The organism is Micromonospora sp. NPDC050795 (genome assembly GCF_044456785.1).
Lineage (GTDB): Bacteria > Actinomycetota > Actinomycetes > Mycobacteriales > Micromonosporaceae > Micromonospora.
Window position 1 is genome coordinate 29,053 of the sequence record NZ_JBITGE010000045.1, and the last position, 19,268, is coordinate 48,320.

A 19,268-nucleotide genomic window follows, 5' to 3' on the forward strand; every position below is an offset into this window, starting at 1 on the left:
GCCCCACCCCATCCCGCCCCGCCCGCCCCGCCCGCCCCTCACGCCCCTCACGCCCCTCACGCCCCTCACGCCCCTCACCGCGTCGATCTTGCAGCTTCGGTCGTCGAGATGCGGGTTTCTGCGTCATTTGTCGCGACAGAAACTGCAAGATCGACGCGCGACTCGACGAGGCGGACGCGGCGCGACGGGGTCGCCCGCTGCGTCTGGCGCGACGGCCTTGTCGTTCGCCCCTGCGGGCATGCACGCAGCGCCACTGGTTGGTAGCGTGCCGGTGATGTCGTCGGTTGCCGCCGGCGGCGGTCCCCTCGGGAGGGTCGACGTGTGGGCGGACGACGCTGCGCTCGACGCCGCGGAGCGCCGACTCGACGAGTGGGAGACATCGCTCGCCGAGCGGGCGGCACGGGCCAAGACCCTGTCGGCGACTCTGCGCGATCTGACCGGCACCGCCCACAACACCGACCGGACTGTCGACGTCACAGTCGACTCAGTCGGCCTGCTGATCGACCTACGGCTCGACGAACGCGTCCGGCAACAACCAGCGGCGCACACCGCTCGGCAGATCCTGGAGACCGCCGCTGCCGCGCGCGCTGACCTGCTTCGACAGATCAGCGCCGCAGCCACGGAGTCATTTGGTGACGACGCGAGCGCCCAGGCCATCATCGACTCGTACCGCAGCCGGCTCCTTCCCGACCAGGGACCGAACGATGCCCGCCGGTGACGGCATCCAGGTCGACCCGGACGACCTGACCGCCCACGCGGCCCACCTCGACCGCTGCGCCAGCGGCCTCGACACCGCCCAGCAGGCAGGCCAGCACGTCCGATTGAGCACCGACGCCTACGGGCAGCTCTGCGCGATGATGCCGGTGCTGCTCGACGGCCTCCAGCGCACCCTGCTCGACAGCATCGGCGCCGCCGCCGCATCGGTACGGGACACCGCCGGCAAGCTGCGGGTCGGAGCCGACCGCTACCGAAGCTCCGACGCCCACGCCCAGCAGCTACTCGACGGGGTGCGGCGACACAGGTGACGTCGAACCCGCTCGTCGCCGCCGCTGCGGACACCCCACCCAGCGCCTGGGCGGGCGTGTGGATCTGCGAGGACATCGAACTCATCGCCCAGGGCGTCCGCACCGGCAGTTGGATCGACGGCAGCCTCGGCGTCGTGAGCGCCGGCCTGGACGCCCTCGCCCTCGTCTCCGACCCGGTCGGCGCCCTGCTCCAGTACGGGATCGCCTGGCTCATCGAACACGTCAAGCCACTCAGCGAGGCGCTGGACTGGCTCGCCGGCGACCCCGCGCAGATCACCGCACACACGCAGACCTGGCGCAACGTCGCCGGGTCGCTCCGCGACGACGCCGCCGAACTGGCACGCGCCGTGCGCACCGACGTCGCCGGCTGGGGCGGCAGCGCCGGCCCCGCCTACCGGGCCTGGACCGCCGAACAGCAACAGGCCATCACCGGCCTCGCCCAGGGCGCCGACACCATGGCCGCGATCACCGAAGGGGCCGCCGGCCTGGTGGCCGCCGTCCGACTCCTCGTCCGCGACGCCATCGCCGCCTGCGTGTCCCGCATCATCGTGTACGCGGGCGAACTCCTCATCACCGGCGGACTGGCCGCGCCGCTGGTCGTGGAGCAGGTCACGACCTTGGTGGCGTCGTGGGGTGCGCGGATCGCGCGGTTGTTGCGCGGGCTGCTGGCCAGCCTGCGGCGGTTGATTCCGGAGATGCGTCGGCTCGGCGACCTCATCGAGAAACTCAAGCAGGCTTTGGGGCGACTCAGGAGGCAGTCGCCCGAACCGCAGAGACCCGACGGCCCGAAGCCGACAAAGATTCCGGGGGATCCCACCGGACCGGACTTCACCACGGCCGAGATCGACTCGCGGAAGATCGCCGCCTACGCCATGAACCCGGACCACCCTGTCGGGGGGCACAAGTATCGCGTCATCAACTCCGCCACCGGCCTCGGCCCAGATGACGCCGACGCGGTCTTGCAGCAGATCCGCGAAGGCGTACTCACCGGCAAGCCTCTGCTCGGCAAGGCCGACGAATTCGGCCAGCGGTGGAACGTGGACCTACCTCTCACCGGGCCGGATGGCACGATCATCGTGCGCACAGCCTGGATATTGAAGAATGAGGCATCTGCACCTCGGATGGTGACCGTCTCGTTCCCGCCCAAGGAAGGATGACATGCTAGAGCTGTACGACGTGGTTGAGCTCCGAGAAGCCATACCCGGAGAAGACCTGCCCGCGGGGGCAGTGGGAGCGATCGTCGATGTCTTCGACGGCCCCCCGCCGAGGTACGAAGTCGAGTTCACCGATACCGATGGACGCACCGTCGCCATGGTCACGCTCCGGGCCGACCAGCTGATGCAGCGCGATGGCCATCTTTAATGAGTGGTAGACGGCGTACACGTCGCCTAACGACTCCCGGGATCTCGACGCGGCCCTGCTCGTCCTGCCGCTGCTCGACATGGACCGGACCATGTCACCTCGGGTCCGGGGCACCATCGACGCCATCCGGAACAGGCTCTCCGCCGGCGGGCCACTGCTCTACCGCTACCCGCCCGGACGTGACGGCCTGCCCGGCACCGAGGGCGCGTTCCTGCCCTGCTCGTTCTGGCTCGTTCAGGCCCTCGCCCGCACCGGGAGTCGCCGTGGGGCAGTCGAGCTGTTCGAGGCCATGCTCGACCACGCCAGCCCACTCGGCCTCTACCCGGAAGAGGTGGACCCGGCGACGGGTGCCCACCTCGGCAACTACCCTCAGACGCTGACCCACGCCGCGCTCATCCAGGCCGCACTCGCCATCCGGGACGCCCCCACGCGGGTAGGGTTCCGATCGTGACGATTCCGCACCTGACTGCTGCTGACGGCACGACTCTGCCGGCGATCGGGCTCGGCACGTACAAGCTGAACGGCTCGGCGGGTGTCGACGCGATCGGTCAGGCGATCCGGACGGGCTACCGGTTGATCGACTCGGCGGTGAACTACGAGAACGAGGGCGCTGTCGGCCGGGCCGCCCGGTCGGCCGGTGAGGTGCGGGACGAGCTGGTCGTCACCTCGAAGCTGCCGGGTCGGCACCACCGCTACGACGAGGCGCTGACGACCATCGAGGAGAGTGTGTTCCGCACCGGCCTCGACCGGGTCGACCTGTACCTGATCCACTGGCCGAACCCCAAGGAAGACCTGTACGTGCAGGCGTGGCGGGCGCTGATCGAGGCGCGTGAGCGCGGCCTGGTGCGGCACATCGGGCTCTCCAACTTCCTGCCCGAGCACATCGAGCGGTTGGTGGCCGAGACCGGGGTCGCCCCGGTGGTCAACCAGATCGAGGTGCACCCGTACTTTCCGCAGCAGGAGGCGCTCGACTACCACCGGGAGCACGGCATCCTGGTGCAGGGGTGGAGCCCGCTCGGCCACGGCAACGACCTCCAGCAGCACCCCGTCGTCGTGGAGATCGCGACCGCGCACGGCGTCAGCCCGGCGCAGACGATCCTCGCCTGGCACGTGGCCCGTCAGGTGATTCCGCTGCCCAAGGCCGCCTCCCCGCAGCGGCAGGCCGAGAACCTGGACGTCTTCGGTATCACGCTCACCGACGCGCAGGTCGAGGCCATCACCGCGCTGGGCCGCCCGGACGGGCGCCTCTCGGACCAGGACCCGGCGGTGTACGAGGAGTTCTGATCGCTCCCCGAGCATGCTCGACCAGCTCCACGGAGCGTGACCTCTGCGGGATCGGACGCGGTAATGAGCGTGATGACTGTGAGGCATCAATATGCCTGTGAGTCATCACGCTCATCACCACATCGGCCGGCAAAATTCAGTGAGCTCGAACGCCGGCGTGACGAACGCTCAGACGAGCCCGCCGAGGGCCGGGTCGCTGATGCTGTCCTTGCCGTTCTCGACATGACCCGCGCAGCGGTACGCGAATTCGGCGTCGCCCGCGACGGAAGCCGTCAGGTCGTACCAGCCGTGGGTGCGGGCGAGCGGCCACGTGGCGCGCTCGATCTCGCCGGGTCGCAGCGACAGCGTGACCGGTCGGGCGTGGTACCCGTCGCGGACGGTCACCTCGACCCGCTTCGACCCGCGGTTGGTGAGCGTGAGGGCGAGCTTGTAGCCGTGCTCGTCGTAGGCGGGGGTGACGTCGAGGTGGGACCGCCCGTCGGCGAACCGGCGGAAGAACCCGTTCGGCCCGTGCACTGACAGGTCGTACCCGGAGGTGACCGGCCAGGTGTCGCTCAGGTGCTTGCCCGGCTCGACGGTGTAGCTGCGCGGGGCGTCCGCGCTGCCCGCCTGGCGGACCTGGAACACCGCGGCGACGCCGCCGGAGTTGCGGAGGTCGATCCGGAACGAGTCGTCGCCGCGGTGCCCGTCGGCGTGCAGGGTGTACGGGATGGCGCGCGCAGGGCGTACGCCGTGCTCCTGCTTGGGCAGCCGCTGGTCCGTCGGCGGGACGGGCACCTCGTCGGGGTGCCGGACCAGGTCCTCGGGCTTGAAGTCGTCGGTGTCGGGCAACCTGACGTCGCGCGAGCGGTTCGGGTGCCGGAAGTCGAAGGCCGTGGTCAGGTCGCCGACGACGGCCCGCCGCCACGGGGTGATGTTCTTCTCGATCAGGTCCGGCCGGCCGTGCCCGAACCGCGCCTCCAGGAACTTGATCAGTGAGGTGTGGTCGAAGACCTGGGAGTTGACGTAGCCGCCGCGCGTCCATGGCGAGACGATGACCATCGGCACCCGGATGCCGAGGCCGTACGGCCCGGCCGGGTGGTCGGCGTCGCCGGGGAAGATCTCGTTGGTGGTCGGTACCGTCGACTGTCCGTGCTCGCGGCTCTGCGGGGGCGTCGGCGGGACCACGTGGTCGAAGAAGCCGCCCTCCTCGTCGTACGTGATGAAGAGCGCCATCTTGCTCCACACCTCGGGGTTCGCGGCGAGGATGTCGATGACCTGCGAGATGTACCAGGAGCCGTACGCCGGTTCCCAGTTCGGGTGCTCGGTGTACGCCTCGGGGGCGGTGATCCAGGAGACCTCCGGCAGGCGTCCGGCCTCGACGTCGGCGCGGAAGTCGGCCAGCAGCGCCTCCGGGTCGCGGCCCTGGGTGCGGATCTCCGTGCCGGTCTTGGCCTTGTCGGCCAGCGGCGTTCCGGGCTGCGCGTTCTGGTACTGGTGGAAGTAGAGCAGCGAGTTGTCGCCGTAGTTGCCGATGTACGGGTCGTTCGTCCAGCCCCAGGACCCGGCGGCGTTGAGGCCGGTGCCGACGTCCTGGTAGATCTTCCAGGAGATGCCGTTGCGCTCCAGCCGATCCGGGTACGTGGACCAGTCGTAGCCGGCCTCGGCGTTGGTGATGACCGGGCCGACGCCCTTGCCGTCGTTGCCGACCCAGCCGCTCCACATGTGGTAACGGTTGGGGTCGGTCGGGCCCATCAGCGAGCAGTGGTAGCTGTCGCAGACAGTGAACGCGTCGGCGAGCGCGTAGTGGTACGGCAGGTCCTGGCGGGTGTGGTAAGTCATCGCCGTGACGCCCTTGTTCGGCACCCACTTGTCGAACCGGCCGTCGTTCCAGGCGGCGTGCCCGTCGTTCCAGCCGTGCGGCGGGTCCGGCAGGAAGGTCTGGCCGAGGTCCTTCACCTCGGGGCGGAAGGGCAGCAGCTCGTCGTTCCCGTTGGGCTGGTGCCACACGTCCCTGCCGGACGGCAGTGTCGCCGGATGGGGGTCACCGAAGCCGCGTACGCCCCGCATGGTGCCGAAGTAGTGGTCGAAGGAGCGGTTCTCCTGCATCAGGATGATGACGTGCTCGACGTCCTTGATCGTGCCGGTCCGGTTGTTCGCCGGGATGGCGAGCGCCTTGCTGAGGTCCAACGGGAGCGCCGCGCCGATCGCGGGAACTCCCATCGCCTTGAGGAACGTACGGCGATCCACAGTGCCCATAACTCCGCCTTTGTGCGACCTGGTCGGGAAACTGGCGACCGGACGCTACCGACGACGGGTTGACGGCAGATGACCGTAGTTCGTTGGTTTTGCGACCACTCGTCGACCGGCTCTGGGCCCTTGACGTGCAGCGGTCACGCCGCCGTGGCGTCGACCCGGGTGAGCCGTCGATGCCCGCTCGGGCTCAGGCCGTGCACGCGTTTGAAGGCCGCGCTGAAGCCGAACGCGTCCGCGTACCCGAGGCGACGCGCCACGGCGGCGACCGTCGCTGTCGATTCGGACAGCAGGTCCGCGGCCACCGCCATGCGCCAGTCGGTCAGGTAGGTGAGCGGCGGTTCACCCACCAACGCGGTGAACCGTTTCGCCAGTGTGGACCGGGAGACCCCGGCATGGGCGGCCAGGCTGGCCAGGGTCCACGGTCGGCCCGGGGCGTCGTGCATGGCGCGCAGCACCGGACCGACAGTGTCGTCGCTCAGCGCCCGGTACCAGCTGGGCGCCTCGGCCTCCGGCTGGTCGAACCAGTCCCGAACCGTGCACACCAACAACCAGTCCAGCAGGCGGTCGAGCACGACCTGCCGTCCGGGCCGACCCGCGTCGAGCTGGGCGTCCAGGTAGTCGCGCAGCGCGGCGCAGTCCTGGTCTTCCGGCACGACGAGCACCGGCGGCAGCGCGCCCAGCAACCGCTGCGGCACGCGACCCCGGACGTGGTACACCCCGACCAGCAGCACGAGACGGTCGGTGTGATCCGCGCCCACCGGGTCGATCACCCCGGTCTGGCCGCGCCGGACGTCCCGCAGTTCCCCGGGCTCGAAGCTCGACCGGGGCTCGGCGGAGAAGACGAACGGCGCCGGCCCTCGCACGATGGCCGCCTCGCCGACCCGGACCAGGCGAGGCTTGTCGCTGTCCGGATGGGAGATCCAGCCCTCGCCCCGCATCGGGACGCAGAGCGTCAGGGGGGCGCCGTCGGTGAACCGCAGCGCCCACGGCGGGGTCAGCACCGACCGGCCGAAGGCCGCGCCGTCGGCGTGCAGACCGCGCAGCAGATTGTCGAACGGGTCCATGTCACCGACGATAGATCGCGGAGGATGGACCGCGGACGATCGGACATGCCCGGCGTACGACAGGACATGTCCCGCCCACGACCGGGCGCGTTGACTCGTGGTCATGACGACGGACGCACCTTCGACCCTCGTGATGGCCGGCACCGGCAAGACCGGTCGCCGGCTGGTCCAGACGCTGCGGGCAGGGGGTCACCACGCCCGGGCCGCCTCTCGCTCCGGTGAGGTGCGGTTCGACTGGTCGCGGCGGGACACCTGGCGGCCGGCCGTGGCAGGTTCCTCTGCCGTCTATCTGCTCGCTCCGGAGGACCCGGCGCTGGCCACCGACTTCGTGACGCAGGCAGTCGACTCCGGTGTCGGTCGGATCGTGGCGCTCTCCGGGCGCGGGATCGACCGGGTCAGCGATTTCTCCCCCGGCATGCTCGCCGCGGAAGAGGCGGTGCGGAAGTCCGGCATCGAGTGGACGATCATCCGGGCGAACAACTTCAGTCAGAACTTCAGCGAGGACCTGTTTCGCCAACCACTGCTCGACGGTCGGCTGGCCCTGCCGATGGGGGCCACGCCCGAGCCGTTCGTCGACGCGCAGGACGTCGCCGACGTGGCGGCGACGCTGTTGACCTCGCCCGGTCACCACGAACAGGTGTACGACCTGTCCGGCCCCCGTGCGCTCACCTTCGCCGCAGCGGTGGCGACGATCGCCCGGGTGACCGGCCGCTCGATCCGCTACGTCGAGCTCACTCCGGAGCAGTACCACGCCGAACTGCTCGCCGAGGGCTTTCCGGCGGAGGCGGCCACGGCGCTGAACGCCCTGTTCGCCGGGATGCGGGCGGGCCATCTCGCCGAACCCACCGACGGGGTGCGTCGGGTTCTCGGACGGGACCCGGTCGACTTCGACACCTACGCCACGCGGGCCGCTGCGGCCGGCGCGTGGTCGTAGTCCGCCCGGCGGGCGGCATGAGAGCGGGCTAACAGGTGATCTGCCCGCGTACCGCGAGCACCCCGACGTACCGTGAGATCGTGCCGACGAGAGAAACACTCACCAAGGCTGACCTCGCCGAACTTCGCCGCTCGGCGCTCGGGACGGCGAATCCGCTCGGTGTCGCCGCCGACCTCGCGGAGGCCGTCGAACAGGGCCGGTTGGAGGACCCTGACGACGCCGGGGACGCGCTGACGCTGGCCGCCGAGATCGCGGAGATCCGGGCCAGGCCCGAGGCCGCGCTGCGGTACGCGGAGCAGGCCCTGGCGGCGTACCCGTCCGGCGATGATCCTCGGGCCGGGTTCGCCCGCGCGCTGCGGGCCCGTGCGCTGTTCCGGGCCGGCGGTCACGACGACGAGGCGATGGCGGAACTGACCGCGTTGCGCCCGTTGCTGCTCGTGCAGCCCGACGCCCCCGCCTACGTCAGTGCCGCGCTGGACGCCGGCGGGCGTTCGGCGACCGCCGAGACGTGGCTGAGCGAGGCGGCCGACACGCTCCTCAAGGAGCATGCGACCGCCGCGTCCGGGCCGGCCAGCACCGCCATCGACCCGGTGGTCGATCTCGGTCCGCCGGACGCGCCCGGTGTCGCCTTCTTCCTGTTGCGACAGCGCCATCGGGTACGGCGCAATCTGAACCTGCCGCACGACCGGCAGGACGACCTGGCGGACCGGCTGGAGACCCAGCTCGTCCGTCGGGCCGGTGAGCGCAGGGACGCCGAGTCGGATCTGCTCTTCTGGCCTCGGGCCGAGTTCGATCGCCTGCTCGCCGAGCATCCCGCCCTCACCGAGGTGTACGGGCCGGACTGGGACGCGCACCGGGGCCGGCTGGAGACGGAGCTGGTTCGGCTGCGGGGTGCCGGTCAGGCCGGTTTGGGCGTGTTCGGCGCGACGGTGGCCGGGTTGACGGCGTTCGCGGGTCGACGTGACGGCGATCCGGCCGACGCGGCGGTCCGCGCGGGCTACGCGGCCGAGGTGTCGGCGCGGCCCAGCGCGCGAATCGCCTGGCCGCCGGAGCGCAACGACGCCTGCTGGTGCGGGTCGGGCCTGAAGTACAAGAAGGACTGCCTGCCGCGCTCGCGGAGCTGACCGCGGCGGTCATCGCGCTGCGCTGGCCGACCTCGCCCGGAGTAGCGTTCCTGACGGCTTTGACGTTGATAGCCGTTAGGAGAGCCTCGTGCTGGTCATCGCGCATCTCAGTGACACCCACCTCGACAGCCATCCCCGGTCGGCCGAGCGGACCGACCGGGTCATGGACTACCTGCACGGCCTGCCACGACCTGTCGACGCGATCCTGATCACCGGGGACATCGCCGACCACGGCGAGGTGGCCGAGTACGAGACCGCCGCGAAGCTCTTCGAATCCCCGCTGCCGGTCATGGTCTGCCCCGGCAACCACGATGTACGCGACGCGTACCGCAAGGGTCTGCTCGGTGACGACGACGGCGGCACCGGCCCGATCAACGCCCGCCACGACGTGGCCGGGGCGGTCTTCCTCCTGGCCGACTCGTCCGTGCCCGGTGCCGACGAGGGTCACCTGGACGAGGAGACGATGGCCTGGCTCGCCGACGAGCTGGGTTCGGTGCCCGCCGGGACACCCACGTTCATCGCCCTGCATCACCCGCCGGTCGTGCTGCACCACCCGGTCATCGACCCGATGCGGCTACTGCCGGCCGACCCCCTGGCCGCACTCGTCGCCGCCCACCCGCAGGTCGTCGCCGTGCTGACCGGGCATTTCCACACCGCCGCCGCGAGCACCTTCGCGGGCCGTCCACTGCGGATCGCCCCGGGTGTGGTCTCCACCCTGCGGATGCCCTGGGAGGGCGACGGCCCGTTGACCACCCAGACCCAGCCGCCCGGCGTCGCGTTCCACGTCTACGACGACGCGGGCCTGCTCACCACCCACTACCGGGTGGTGGTCTGAGGATGCACGGGGTCGCGGTGCTCGGCTTCCTGGTCGCCGTCGCGCCGATCACCGCCACGCCGGGCGCGAGCCTGACCCTGGTCGTCTCGCGGGTCGCCACCGGCGGGCGGCGGCAGGGCTGGTGGGTCATCCTGGGTACGGTGACCGGGCTCTACGTGCACGCCACGCTGGCCGCTGTCGGCCTGGCCGCGCTGGTACTCCGCTCGTCGCAGGCGTTCTGGGTGGTCAAGCTGGTCGGGGCCGGTTATCTGGTCGGGCTCGGGCTCTGGATGCTCTGGTCCGCGTCGCGCCGTCGCCCGGAGGCGGGACGGCGACCGACGGTTTCCGCCCGGAGGCTGCCCTGGCGCGTGGACCACCCGTACCTGCAAGGGTTGCTCGGCAACGTGCTGAACCCCAAGGCCGCCGCCATCTACCTCACCTTGGCGCCGCAGTTCCTCGAACCGGGCCGGCCGGTGCTGCTGCCGATGGTGCTGCTCGCCACGGCGCACGCCGCGCTGCACACCTGTTGGCTCGCCGGCTGGACCGTCGTCTCCGGTGCGGCCGCCCGGTTGCTCCGCACCGCATCGGTGCGACGAATGCTCGATCGGCTGACCGGCGTGATCCTGGTCGGCCTCGGCGTCCGCGCGGCGACGACCTGAGTCACGTCGCGACAGGTGATCGATCAGCGGGGATGACACGACTGCTTGGTACCGATAGCGTCCCGGTGTGGACGATCACCGTCCAGGCCGATGTCACCGGAGGAGACGCCGATGTTCGAGGAGATCATGGGCATCCCGGCCCACCCTCTGCTGCTGCACGCCGCTGTCGCGTTCGTGCCGCTGCTGGCCCTGCTGACTGTCGGCTACGCGTTCGTCCCGCCGATCCGGCCGCACACCCGGTGGGTGCTGGGTCTGCTGGCGGTGGGTGCGCCGGTCGCCGCCCTGCTGACCAAGCTCTCCGGCGACGCCTTCCTCGAGCGGATGCGCGCCGCTAACCGGGTCACGCCCGAGTTCCTCCCGAAGCTGGAGGCGCACCAGGAGTTCGGTGACATCACGCTCTACGCCAGCATCGGGTTGGGGGTGGTGGCCCTGGCGCTGGTCCGGCTCGTCCCGCCGAGGGCCACCGACGCCAGCGCGGACGGGCGACCCGCTAAGCCGCTGACCCTGGCGTTGCAGGTGCTGTCGCTGGTGGCCGCCGCCGTCACCGTGTATTACGTGGTGCGCACCGGCGACTCCGGGGCGAAGGCGGTCTGGGAGGGCCAGTGACGGTCAGGCGACCTCGTCGCGTGTTCGCCAGGAGAGTGCCACGAGCCACCCCGAGATGAGCACCGCTCCGACGGCGAAGCGGATGCTCGCACTCCCCTCGCTCCACGGCAGTGCGGTGAGAACGAACGCGACGGCACCGCTGGTGGCGCTGTAGAGCGCCCAGGTCCGGTCCCCCTGGGCGGCGAACCGTCGAGCGAGCAGCAGGCCGGCCGCGATCAGCGACAGGAACGCCGCCGCGCCGCACACCGTGTGCAGGACGCTGCCCGTGCTGGCCTGCTCGGGCAGCCCCGCCGGGGCGCCGGGTGGCCAGCCGAGTGCGGGATCGGGCACGAAGATCCCACCGCCGACCATCGCCACCCCGTACACGCCGACGAGCACCGGCACCACGGTGCCGGCGCGGCCCGGTCGCAGTGCCTGCCACAGGCCCAGCGCGAAGGCGACGGCCAGGACGCCGGCGCCCACAAACGCGATGACCTGCAACCAGCCGAGGTCACCGAGGGTTAGTGAGCTGATCGCGTGCCGACGCAGGTCGAAGCCGGATCGGGTGAACGCCTGCCCGAACGACAGGACGGGGAAGAGCAGGCCGGCGACAGTGCCACAGCCCAGCAGGAGACGGATTCGGCGCGGTGGTGTCTCGGCGACGGACGTCATGGGTGTGCCTCTCGTTGTCGGCGTCACGGTTCACCGTCACGACGAACGAGGCGGGGCCGGATCGACACCGTCCCCACGGGAATCGAGGGCTCCCACAGACCGGCGGGGTGCTGGTGCGGCCCGGTCGGGGGCCCGGGCCGCACCAGCGGGGTGACCATCAGCCGGCGTGGTACGCCCGGATGATGGTCTGGTCGATTCCGCTGCCGCCGTTGGCGGCGGCCTTCACCCGCAGCGAGACTGCCTGCCCGGCGGTGGCCTTCGGCAGCTCGACCCGGTAGCTGTCACCGCTGCCGGTGACCCGGGCCGACTTCCAGGTGGCGCCGTCGTCGGTCGACGTCCAGACCTGGAACGACGTCACCTTCTGCGTCTTCACACCGTGCGCCTGCCGGACGGCCAGCTCAGCCGTTCCGTCGACCGGGTGGTTGTTGTGGTCCATCGGCAGGGCGTAGTCGACCGCGAGCAGCGGCAACGGCACGCTCCCGGTCCCGTCCGGTCCGGCTGACCGGAACGTCCACGACGTGTTGACCTTGGTGGAGATCGGGAGGATCAGACTCGTGTCGACGTCGAGGGTCACCCGGTAGTCGGCCATCGACTGCGCAACGGTGAAGTCGCCGTACGGGCCGGACCGCTCGTCGACCAGCTTGCCGTCGCGGTACAGCGACAGCTTGCGTTTCACACCGATCGCCTCGCCCTGGAGGCAGTCGGCCCGCTGGTGCTGGTCGGTCAGCGTCACCATGTCCAGGTGCAGGTTGCCCCGGGACCGCGACGGCGGGGTGGCACAACTCCAGTCGGCGCCGGCCGGGTCGTCGTACCAGTCGGAGTGCAGCGGCTGCCGCGCCCAGACCTTGGACTGCCGGCTGCCCGGCAGGTACCGGCGCGGCGCTTCCAGGGCCGCCAGCCCGCCGTAGACGCCCTCGTCGGCCCAGACGATCTCCGGCGAGAGGTACGACGTCCGGCTCGGCGGCATGACGCCCTCGTAGGTCTGGGTCACCGCCACCCCGTCAGGGGTGGAGCCCGTACGGACGAGCAGGGTGTACATCTCCGGTGAGTCGGTCTGGTGGAACCGCTCGTCGATGCGGGCCAGTCGGGCCTGTTCGGCCCTGGTCACCCGGAACGACGGGTCGGCCGGCACGCCGTTGGCGTACTCGTGCACGATGTTGTAGCGGTACGGCTGCGCGGTGCCGGCCGGCGAGTCCATGTTGACGGCCGCCCAGGTGCGCCGCGATCCGATGGTGGGCTTCGGGATCGCCACGCTGCGGACCGCCGTGGCCACGCCGAACCCGCTGATCTGGTGCCACCACGGCAGGCCGTTCACCGCGGTCTGGAAGGTGGTGACGTCGGTCCGGGTGGTCGTGGTGGCCGCCCCGTCGACGGTCGCCGTGACCGGCCGGGCCTGCGCCGGGTCGAGGGTCACGCTCCGGGCGGCGTGCACGTCCAGGTCACCCGCCGCGGTGAGGGTGCTCTCCTGCACGTCGCTGTCGACGTAGTAGGCGATCGACGCGCCGAGCACCGAGTACCGGCCTGCCGGCACCCGCAGGGTGAAGGTCTCCCCGGGTGTGCCGCCGCCCCCGCCGTAGAACAGCAGGGGGTCGGTGAGGTTGGCGACCATGAGGTTGATCCAGGTGTCCGCGCCGTCCCGCAGGCCGGGCATCGGCTTGGTGTGGATCGTCAGGTCGTAGCTGGGCGGCTCGACGTAGAAACTCACCGGCGTGGTCACGACCGGCTTGCGTCCGCTGCGGGCGGTGACGGTGGCCAGGTAGAGGCCCGGCCGGCTGCCCAGCGCCGCGCGGTTGATCCGCAGGGTCGCCGTCCCGGTGGCGCCCCGCTTGAGGGTCACCCGGCTCGTCGACAGCGACGCCGCGCCGCGCGGCACGGGCTGGCCGTCGTGGTTGACGATCGACACGTCGAGGTCGAGGACGGCAGTCGACTCGCCGGTCCAGCTCAGCTTCGTCTCGTTGGTTCCGGACTGCGGGTACGCGAACGTGCCGAGGTTGACCACCGGCTGGTCGCTGGTCGGGCCGCCGAGGGCACGGGCCGCGTTGAGCCGGCCGGCGCCGACGGCGTACGGGTCGATGCCGGTGAGCGGGTCGGCGGCACCGACGAGGGCGGCCTTGAGCCGCTCTCCGGTCCAGTCCGGGTGGCGCTGGGCGAGCAGTGCGGCGGCACCCGCCACGTGCGGGCTCGCCATCGAGGTGCCGCTGATCGCCTCGTAGTACCTGTCGATCGGGTCCTGGAGGTTGGTGCCGGCGGCTCGGGCGGCGACGATGTCGACACCGGGTGCGACGAGCTCCGGCTTGGCCACGTTACTGGTGACAAGCGGTCCCCGGCTGGAGAAGTCGGCGAGCCTGTCGTCGCGGTCGACGGCCCCGACGGTGAGCGCGGTGGAGGCCGACCCGGGCGAGGAGATCTGCGCGCCGCTGTTGCCCGCGGCGATGACGAACAGGGTGCCGGTGGACCTACTCAGACCGTCGACGGCGAGCGAGAGCGGGTCGGTGCCGTCGTCCGGTGCGCTGCCACCGAGGCTCATGTTGATGACGTCGGCCCGGGTGGCGGCCCACTCCATGCCGGCGATGATGCCGGAGTCCTCGCCGGAGCCGTGGTCGTCGAGAACCTTGCCGATCACCAGCTTGGCGTCCGGCGCCACGCCGCGACGCTGACCGTGGGCGGCCGCGCCGGTGCCGGCGATGGTCGAGGCGACGTGCGTACCGTGGCCGTTGTGGTCGACGGCGTCACCACCCTCGGCGGTGAAGTCGGCCCGCTCGGCGACCCGGCCGACCAGGTCCGGGTGGGTGAAGTCGGCGCCGGTGTCGAGCACCGCGACCCGGACGCCCTTGCCGGTGTAGCCGGCCTTCCAGGCGTCCGGCGCGGCGATCTGGCCGAGGTTGCGGTCCAGGCCGGCGGGTCGCCCACCGCCGGTCAGGGCGGTGGCGTGCACCTTGCGGTCGAGCCAGACCTTCTTCGCGCCGGCGAGCAGCGAGTTGGTGGCGAGCTTCGCGGTGGCGGGGCTCTTCTTGGGTACGCGGCCGGCGACCGCACTGATGCTGGGCAGCGGGAGCACGTCACCGAGCGCGGCCACCCGGGCGGACGCGGTGGCGGGCTGCACGATCAGCGGCAGCTCGGCGGAGTTGTCGTCGTCGTAGCCGTCGGCGATCAGGGTGGTGACGTCGAACAGGTCCGGGTCGAGGACCGGGCCGACCTGGGACGCGACGCGGGCGGGGATGACGTGCAGGTGACCGTCGGGCCCGCAGCTCTGCTGGATCACCGCGTTCTCGTCGACCGGCCGGATCGTGGCCTGCGGGCATCCCGAGCCGTTGCTGCGGACGGTCACCACGTCGCCGGTCAGCAGGGTGACGGTGTGGGTCCTGCCGTCGACCGAGGCGGCGGGTGCGCCGGGTCGGTCGATGCCGCCGGCTGTGGCTGCGCCGCCCGGTAGGGCGGTCAGCGTCGTGGCCGTGACGGCAACCGCCAACAGCCACCGCGTTTTCCTGAGCATGCTGCTCCTCGTCTAATGTGGACGAAAGTGCCTCTTCGGGCAACTTCCTGCAAGATCATATGCAGGTCAACGATCTTCGGGGAGTCCTCGACGAGGAGGTTTTCACGCTCTTAACAGTGGAAGCACCCGCCGGCCGAGCAGGTCGATGCCGCCGTGCGGCGTCAACCCGTGCGGGGTGCCGAACTCCACCCGACTCGCCCCGGCGTCGAACACCGCCGCCGCCTGCCCCGCGACGTGCTCGGGCGTGCCGGAGAAGGCGAACAGATCGAGCAGGTCGTCGCCGATCAGCGCGCCGGCGAGGTCGTCCTCCCGACGGCCGACGTGCTGCTGGATCCGGGCCAGCAGCTCCGGGTCCACCTCGATCGTCGGGTCGAGGGCGGCGACCACCGCCAGGTACATGGCCACCTCCCGGCGGGCCACCCGCCGTGCCAGCGCACCGTCCTCGTCGACGACGGTGACCGCGCCGAGCACGACACCCGTGCCGTCCCGGTCCGCGACCGCCGCGTCGTCCAGCCAGGCACGCATCATCCGGGCCATCGCCGGGTTGGCCGACCCGCCGACCTTGACCTCGCCGGCGAACCCGGCCGCCGCCCGCGCGGTCTGCCGCCCCCAGGTGCCGACGAGGACCGGCACGTCGGCACGGGCCGGCGCGTACCGCAGCGACGTGCCCGGCGCGACAGTGAACTCCCCGCCCTGGAAACCGCTGTCGTCGCCGGCGAGCAGCAGCCGCACGACGGCGACCGTCTCGACGATGCGCCGGATCGGACGGACCTGCGGCACACCGATCTCGTTGAGCCAGGTGCCCCGGGCCAGGCCCAGGTAGGCCCGACCCCGCGAGGCCAGGTCCAGCGCGGCCACCTGACCGGCGACCTCGACCGGGTGCATGGTGAACGGGTTGAGGCACGCCGCGCCCAGGCGGATCCGCCGGGTGTGCCGGGCCGCCACCAGCAACGGGAAGATCGGCGGTTGGTACATCAGGTCACCGAAGACCGACAGCACGTCGAAACCGTGCCGTTCGGTCAACTCGGCAAGCTCCGCGTACTCGTCGGCGGACTTGTCGGACTGAAGGCCGATGCCGACCAGCCCAGCGCTCACGTCAGCTCCTCGGTGGGGATGCGCTGAAGGCCGGTCCGTTCGATGCGCATGATGAGCCGCTCGTCCGGGTCCGGACAGGCGACGTGGCTGTCCCTTGCCATCCAGTCCCCCTCGGCCAGCGCCCGCTGCTTCGCCGGCAGCAACGGCAGGCACGCCGCCAGGGCGTAGAGGCAGAAGTGCCCCCCGGCCGGGATGGTCAGCCGATTCGACTCCGTCACGTCGAAGTGGTCGCCCGGTTTGAGGCCGCACACCGAGCGGCCCTCGATCCGCTCCACCACGACCCGCAGGTCGTACAGGTCGGTGGTGGGTTCCTCGGCGCTCATCGAACGGCCTCCGCGTGGTGGTGCATGATGCGCCAGGAGCCGTCCTCGCGGCGCAGGACGTCGGTGACCCGGAAGCACTCGTCCGGCCGGCTGTCGGCGAAGCGGGCCCGCAGCACGTACCGGACCAGACCGGTGTCGCCCCAGGCGTCGGCACGCAGGTGTTCCGGCGCGACCGAGACCGGCGCCGCCCCCGTCGCCCGGGTCGCCCGCCGGTCGCGCAGGTCGTCCAGCGCGGGCAGGCCGGACAGCAGGCCGTCGGCGTCGGACTCCCAGAACGTCAGGTCGGGATGCAGGTGCGCGTCGAAGGCCGGCCGGTCGCCGAGGGACCGGTACAGGTCGGTGATGGTGGTGGTGAGCTCATCGCTCATCGGCTGTCACTTCCGATCGGGTACGGCGGTGCGGGGGTCAGGGCAGGTCGGCCAGGCGGGCGCGGAGCGGGTCCAGTCCCATGGGTCCGAGAGCCAACGCGGTGTGGTGGAAGCGTTTCCGGTCGAAGGCCGTACCCTCGCGCCGCTCGGCGTCCCGGCGGGCCTGCTGCCACAGCCGCGCGCCGACCTTGAAGGCCAGGGCCTGCGCCGGCCAGCCGAGATACCTGTCGACCTCGAAGCGCGCGGTCTCGGCGTCCAGCCCGACGACACGGGTGAGGACGTCCACCGCGAGAGAAGGCGTCCAACGGCGTTCCTCGGTGAACCCGTTGCCGGCCGGGATCGGCAGCCCGAGGTGCAGACCCAGGTCGATGACCACGCGGGCGGCCCGCCACAGCTGACCGTCGAGCATGCCGAGCCGCTCGGCCGGGTCGGCGTACAGGCCGATCTCGTCGGCGAGACGCTCGGCGTAGTGCGCCCACCCCTCGGCGTACCCGTGCACCTGGCAGAGGGTGCGCTGCCACGGGTGCAGGGCGTCGGTGGTGAGGGTGACGGCGTGCTGGAGGTGGTGGCCGGGCAGCCCCTCGTGGCAGAGCGTCCCGACGTGCCGCCACACCGGCACCGTCGACTCGCCGGTGGGCACCGACCACCAGATCGCGCCGGGACGCGTCAACGCCGGGTCGGGGGGCGTGTAGTACATGACCCCGGAGGTGGCGGGGCTGATCCGGCACACCACCCGGCGGGTGGCGGACGGGATGTCGAAGTGGGTGCCGTCGAGCGCGTCGGTCAGTTGCTCGGTGCGCTGGCGCAGCCACTCCTCCAGGGCTGGCCCGGCCGCCACCCGCCCGGCCGGGTCGGCGTCCAGGGCCGCCCGCGCGGCAACCACCCGCTGATGGCCCAGCTCACCCGCGACGGTCCGCAGCTCGGCGGCGGTGCGGGCCAACTCCGCCCAGCCGTCGTGGCGACCGCGCCCGGCTCACCGTCGTGGACTGTCGTCATGTCGTCGGGACTACTTGCGCCCGACCGCGGCGACGTCCACCTGCCAACCGGCGGCGGTGTAGTCCGCCCCGGTCAGGTCCGTGGTCGCCACGACGATGGAGGAGTTGCTGGCCAGCACGAGGTACGGCGAGGACGCGTTCATCAGCCGCTGCCACTCCTGCATGGCGGTGGCCCGGCCGGCCAGGTCGAGGGTCTCGGTGACCTTCTTACCGGCGGCCACCACGGCCGGGTCGGCCCGCTCGACCGTCCAGCCGGAGCGCAGCGCGGTCGCCTGGCCCGGTGCCATGTTGTTGATCAGTGAGTCGGCGACCGGGTAGTTCAGGCTCTGCGGGGTGAACCCGAGCGGAGACTTCCCGCCGCGCATCTCGTCGAGGAACGTGGTGAGCGGCTGCGGGTTGAGCTCCAGCTTGATGCCGGCCTCGGCGGCGTCGCCCTGCACCTTGGTGGCCACCGTGCCGAGGTCCACACCCTTGTAGGTGATGGCCGGGTAGGTGAACTTGACCGTCGGGTTCGTCAGGCCGGCCTCGGTGAGCAGCGCCTTGGCCTTGGCCACGTCCCGCTTGGACTCCTCGCCGGCCGGCAGCGCGCCCGGGAAGGCGGGCGCGACCAGCCCGGCGCCGGGGGCGGCGCCTTTGCCGTACAGGGCGGCGATTCCCTGGTAGTCGATGGCGGCGCGCAGTGCCTGGTTGAACTTCGGGTTCGAGGTGACCGCCGAGACGGCCGGGTCGGCGTTGAGGAAGAGGAAGTAGACGGTGTCCTGCACGCCGGAGGTCTGCAGGCTGCCCGGCAGGCCGTCGAGGAGCTTGCCGGAGATGTCCAGGGACACCTCGGCGGCCTCGGCGCGTTGCATGGTCAGCTTCTGGGTCTGCACATCCATGTTGCGCAGCACCACCCGGGAGAACTGCGGCTTCGTGCCCCAGTACTTCGGGTTGGCCTCCAGCACCACCTGCGACGAGGGGTCGTAGGACTTCAGCACGTACGGGCCGCTGCCGACGGAGTTGATGTCCAGGTACTGCTGCGCGGTGTCGCCCTGGGCGGCGTCGGCGCCGTCGCGGGCGCCGTGCTCCTTGGCGACCTTGGCGTTGAGCACCGCTGTCGACGGCATCGACAGCACCACCGGGGTGTTCGGGTCGGGGGTAGCCTAGACGAGTAAGTCCGAAGTTGGTTCAGTGGTCGTAGGCGATCAGGGATCTCGTCACGGGCTGGCCGGTGGTCCGGTTGTGCCAGATCGCGGC

At 71.3% G+C, this 19,268-nt stretch carries 18 protein-coding genes and 2 pseudogenes; 11 read left to right on the forward strand and 9 right to left on the reverse strand.

From position 1 onward, the window contains the following. The first annotated feature begins 274 nt into the window (after positions 1-274). From ACIBEF_RS28830 to ACIBEF_RS28855, 6 genes and pseudogenes are all read left to right on the forward strand, one after another. Positions 275-718 (forward strand): YbaB/EbfC family DNA-binding protein, encoded by a 444-nt coding sequence (locus ACIBEF_RS28830; protein WP_396796411.1) that lies wholly within the window; start codon positions 275-277, stop codon positions 716-718. Beyond that, positions 705-1,025, forward strand: coding sequence for a type VII secretion target (locus tag ACIBEF_RS28835; RefSeq protein WP_396796412.1), 321 nt, complete (start codon positions 705-707; stop codon positions 1,023-1,025). Before ACIBEF_RS28830 ends, ACIBEF_RS28835 begins: the two co-directional genes overlap by 14 nt. Beyond that, a complete protein-coding gene (locus tag ACIBEF_RS28840) occupies positions 1,022-2,182 on the forward strand; it encodes a WXG100 family type VII secretion target (RefSeq protein WP_396796413.1) in 1,161 nt (386 codons plus the stop codon). Before ACIBEF_RS28835 ends, ACIBEF_RS28840 begins: the two co-directional genes overlap by 4 nt. Position 2,183: 1 nt before the next feature. Next, positions 2,184-2,387 carry a DUF4926 domain-containing protein gene (locus ACIBEF_RS28845; protein WP_396796415.1) on the forward strand — a complete coding sequence of 68 codons (204 nt, stop codon included), beginning with the start codon at positions 2,184-2,186 and terminating at the stop codon, positions 2,385-2,387. Positions 2,388-2,427: 40 nt separating this feature from the next. Continuing rightward, a pseudogene (locus tag ACIBEF_RS28850) lies at positions 2,428-2,838 on the forward strand (glycoside hydrolase family 15 protein); the annotation flags it as partial. Beyond that, positions 2,835-3,671: an aldo/keto reductase gene (locus tag ACIBEF_RS28855; protein WP_396796417.1), complete on the forward strand. Its 837-nt coding sequence runs from the start codon at positions 2,835-2,837 to the stop codon at positions 3,669-3,671. The pseudogene ACIBEF_RS28850 and the gene ACIBEF_RS28855, both read left to right, overlap by 4 nt. A gap of 168 nt (positions 3,672-3,839) precedes the next feature. Here the strand turns inward: ACIBEF_RS28855 and ACIBEF_RS28860 are convergent, their stop codons facing one another. Together ACIBEF_RS28860 and ACIBEF_RS28865 are read right to left on the reverse strand one after the other, a co-directional pair. Further along, positions 3,840-5,909 carry a phosphocholine-specific phospholipase C gene (locus tag ACIBEF_RS28860; RefSeq protein ID WP_396796418.1) on the reverse strand — a complete coding sequence of 690 codons (2,070 nt, stop codon included), beginning with the start codon at positions 5,907-5,909 and terminating at the stop codon, positions 3,840-3,842. Between the two features lie 134 nt (positions 5,910-6,043). Continuing rightward, the gene (locus tag ACIBEF_RS28865) at positions 6,044-6,970 is read right to left on the reverse strand and encodes an AraC family transcriptional regulator (RefSeq protein ID WP_396796420.1); all 927 of its coding nucleotides are present in this window, start codon (positions 6,968-6,970) and stop codon (positions 6,044-6,046) included. 103 nt (positions 6,971-7,073) lie between these two features. Between ACIBEF_RS28865 and ACIBEF_RS28870 the strand changes: the two genes are divergently transcribed. The 5 genes from ACIBEF_RS28870 to ACIBEF_RS28890 all read left to right on the forward strand — a co-directional run bounded on the left by ACIBEF_RS28870 (position 7,074) and on the right by ACIBEF_RS28890 (position 11,107). Next, positions 7,074-7,904 (forward strand): NAD(P)H-binding protein, encoded by an 831-nt coding sequence (locus ACIBEF_RS28870; protein ID WP_396796421.1) that lies wholly within the window; start codon positions 7,074-7,076, stop codon positions 7,902-7,904. A gap of 80 nt (positions 7,905-7,984) precedes the next feature. Next, positions 7,985-9,028, forward strand: a complete 1,044-nt coding sequence (locus ACIBEF_RS28875; protein ID WP_396796423.1) for an SEC-C metal-binding domain-containing protein — start codon at positions 7,985-7,987, stop codon at positions 9,026-9,028. A gap of 88 nt (positions 9,029-9,116) precedes the next feature. Beyond that, positions 9,117-9,863, forward strand: coding sequence for a metallophosphoesterase (locus ACIBEF_RS28880; protein WP_396796425.1), 747 nt, complete (start codon positions 9,117-9,119; stop codon positions 9,861-9,863). A 2-nt stretch (positions 9,864-9,865) separates the two neighbouring features. Then, positions 9,866-10,501 carry a LysE family translocator gene (locus ACIBEF_RS28885; protein WP_357221247.1) on the forward strand — a complete coding sequence of 212 codons (636 nt, stop codon included), beginning with the start codon at positions 9,866-9,868 and terminating at the stop codon, positions 10,499-10,501. A 90-nt stretch (positions 10,502-10,591) separates the two neighbouring features. Continuing rightward, on the forward strand, positions 10,592-11,107 hold the full coding sequence (locus ACIBEF_RS28890; RefSeq protein ID WP_396796427.1) for a DUF2231 domain-containing protein: 516 nt from the start codon (positions 10,592-10,594) through the stop codon (positions 11,105-11,107). A 3-nt stretch (positions 11,108-11,110) separates the two neighbouring features. On the opposite strand, the gene ACIBEF_RS28895 is transcribed toward ACIBEF_RS28890, so the two are convergent. The 7 genes and pseudogenes from ACIBEF_RS28895 to ACIBEF_RS28925 all read right to left on the reverse strand — a co-directional run. Continuing rightward, positions 11,111-11,758 (reverse strand): DUF998 domain-containing protein, encoded by a 648-nt coding sequence (locus ACIBEF_RS28895; protein ID WP_396796429.1) that lies wholly within the window; start codon positions 11,756-11,758, stop codon positions 11,111-11,113. Positions 11,759-11,915: 157 nt separating this feature from the next. Next, the gene (locus ACIBEF_RS28900) at positions 11,916-15,251 is read right to left on the reverse strand and encodes a S8 family peptidase (RefSeq protein WP_396796431.1); all 3,336 of its coding nucleotides are present in this window, start codon (positions 15,249-15,251) and stop codon (positions 11,916-11,918) included. Between the two features lie 102 nt (positions 15,252-15,353). Next, positions 15,354-16,346 (reverse strand): LLM class flavin-dependent oxidoreductase, encoded by a 993-nt coding sequence (locus tag ACIBEF_RS28905; RefSeq protein WP_396796433.1) that lies wholly within the window; start codon positions 16,344-16,346, stop codon positions 15,354-15,356. Beyond that, entirely contained in the window at positions 16,343-16,669 is a 327-nt protein-coding gene (locus ACIBEF_RS28910; RefSeq protein ID WP_396796435.1) for a TIGR04076 family protein, read from the reverse strand. Before ACIBEF_RS28910 ends, ACIBEF_RS28905 begins: the two co-directional genes overlap by 4 nt. After that, a complete protein-coding gene (locus tag ACIBEF_RS28915; RefSeq protein ID WP_396796437.1) occupies positions 16,666-17,037 on the reverse strand; it encodes a nuclear transport factor 2 family protein in 372 nt (123 codons plus the stop codon). The genes ACIBEF_RS28910 and ACIBEF_RS28915 overlap by 4 nt, the downstream gene beginning before the upstream one ends. 37 nt (positions 17,038-17,074) lie before the next feature. Further along, on the reverse strand, positions 17,075-17,977 hold the full coding sequence (locus tag ACIBEF_RS28920) for a DUF885 domain-containing protein (protein ID WP_396796439.1): 903 nt from the start codon (positions 17,975-17,977) through the stop codon (positions 17,075-17,077). 66 nt (positions 17,978-18,043) lie between these two features. Continuing rightward, a pseudogene (locus ACIBEF_RS28925) lies at positions 18,044-19,156 on the reverse strand (ABC transporter substrate-binding protein); the annotation flags it as partial. Between the last annotated feature and the right edge of the window lie 112 nt (positions 19,157-19,268).

What these genes read in the sequence shown, in the direction of transcription:
- ACIBEF_RS28835 (WP_396796412.1), top strand. Translation starts at nt 705, where the DNA reads ATGCCCGCCGGTGACGGCATCCAGGTCGACCCGGACGACCTGACCGCC.
- ACIBEF_RS28885 (WP_357221247.1), top strand. Translation starts at nt 9,866, where the DNA reads ATGCACGGGGTCGCGGTGCTCGGCTTCCTGGTCGCCGTCGCGCCGATC.
- ACIBEF_RS28900 (WP_396796431.1), bottom strand. Translation starts at nt 15,251, where the DNA reads ATGCTCAGGAAAACGCGGTGGCTGTTGGCGGTTGCCGTCACGGCCACG.
- ACIBEF_RS28915 (WP_396796437.1), bottom strand. Translation starts at nt 17,037, where the DNA reads ATGAGCGATGAGCTCACCACCACCATCACCGACCTGTACCGGTCCCTC.
- ACIBEF_RS28860 (WP_396796418.1), bottom strand. Translation starts at nt 5,909, where the DNA reads ATGGGCACTGTGGATCGCCGTACGTTCCTCAAGGCGATGGGAGTTCCC.
- ACIBEF_RS28910 (WP_396796435.1), bottom strand. Translation starts at nt 16,669, where the DNA reads ATGAGCGCCGAGGAACCCACCACCGACCTGTACGACCTGCGGGTCGTG.
- ACIBEF_RS28830 (WP_396796411.1), top strand. Translation starts at nt 275, where the DNA reads ATGTCGTCGGTTGCCGCCGGCGGCGGTCCCCTCGGGAGGGTCGACGTG.
- ACIBEF_RS28895 (WP_396796429.1), bottom strand. Translation starts at nt 11,758, where the DNA reads ATGACGTCCGTCGCCGAGACACCACCGCGCCGAATCCGTCTCCTGCTG.
- ACIBEF_RS28890 (WP_396796427.1), top strand. Translation starts at nt 10,592, where the DNA reads ATGTCACCGGAGGAGACGCCGATGTTCGAGGAGATCATGGGCATCCCG.
- ACIBEF_RS28845 (WP_396796415.1), top strand. Translation starts at nt 2,184, where the DNA reads ATGCTAGAGCTGTACGACGTGGTTGAGCTCCGAGAAGCCATACCCGGA.
- ACIBEF_RS28870 (WP_396796421.1), top strand. Translation starts at nt 7,074, where the DNA reads ATGACGACGGACGCACCTTCGACCCTCGTGATGGCCGGCACCGGCAAG.
- ACIBEF_RS28865 (WP_396796420.1), bottom strand. Translation starts at nt 6,970, where the DNA reads ATGGACCCGTTCGACAATCTGCTGCGCGGTCTGCACGCCGACGGCGCG.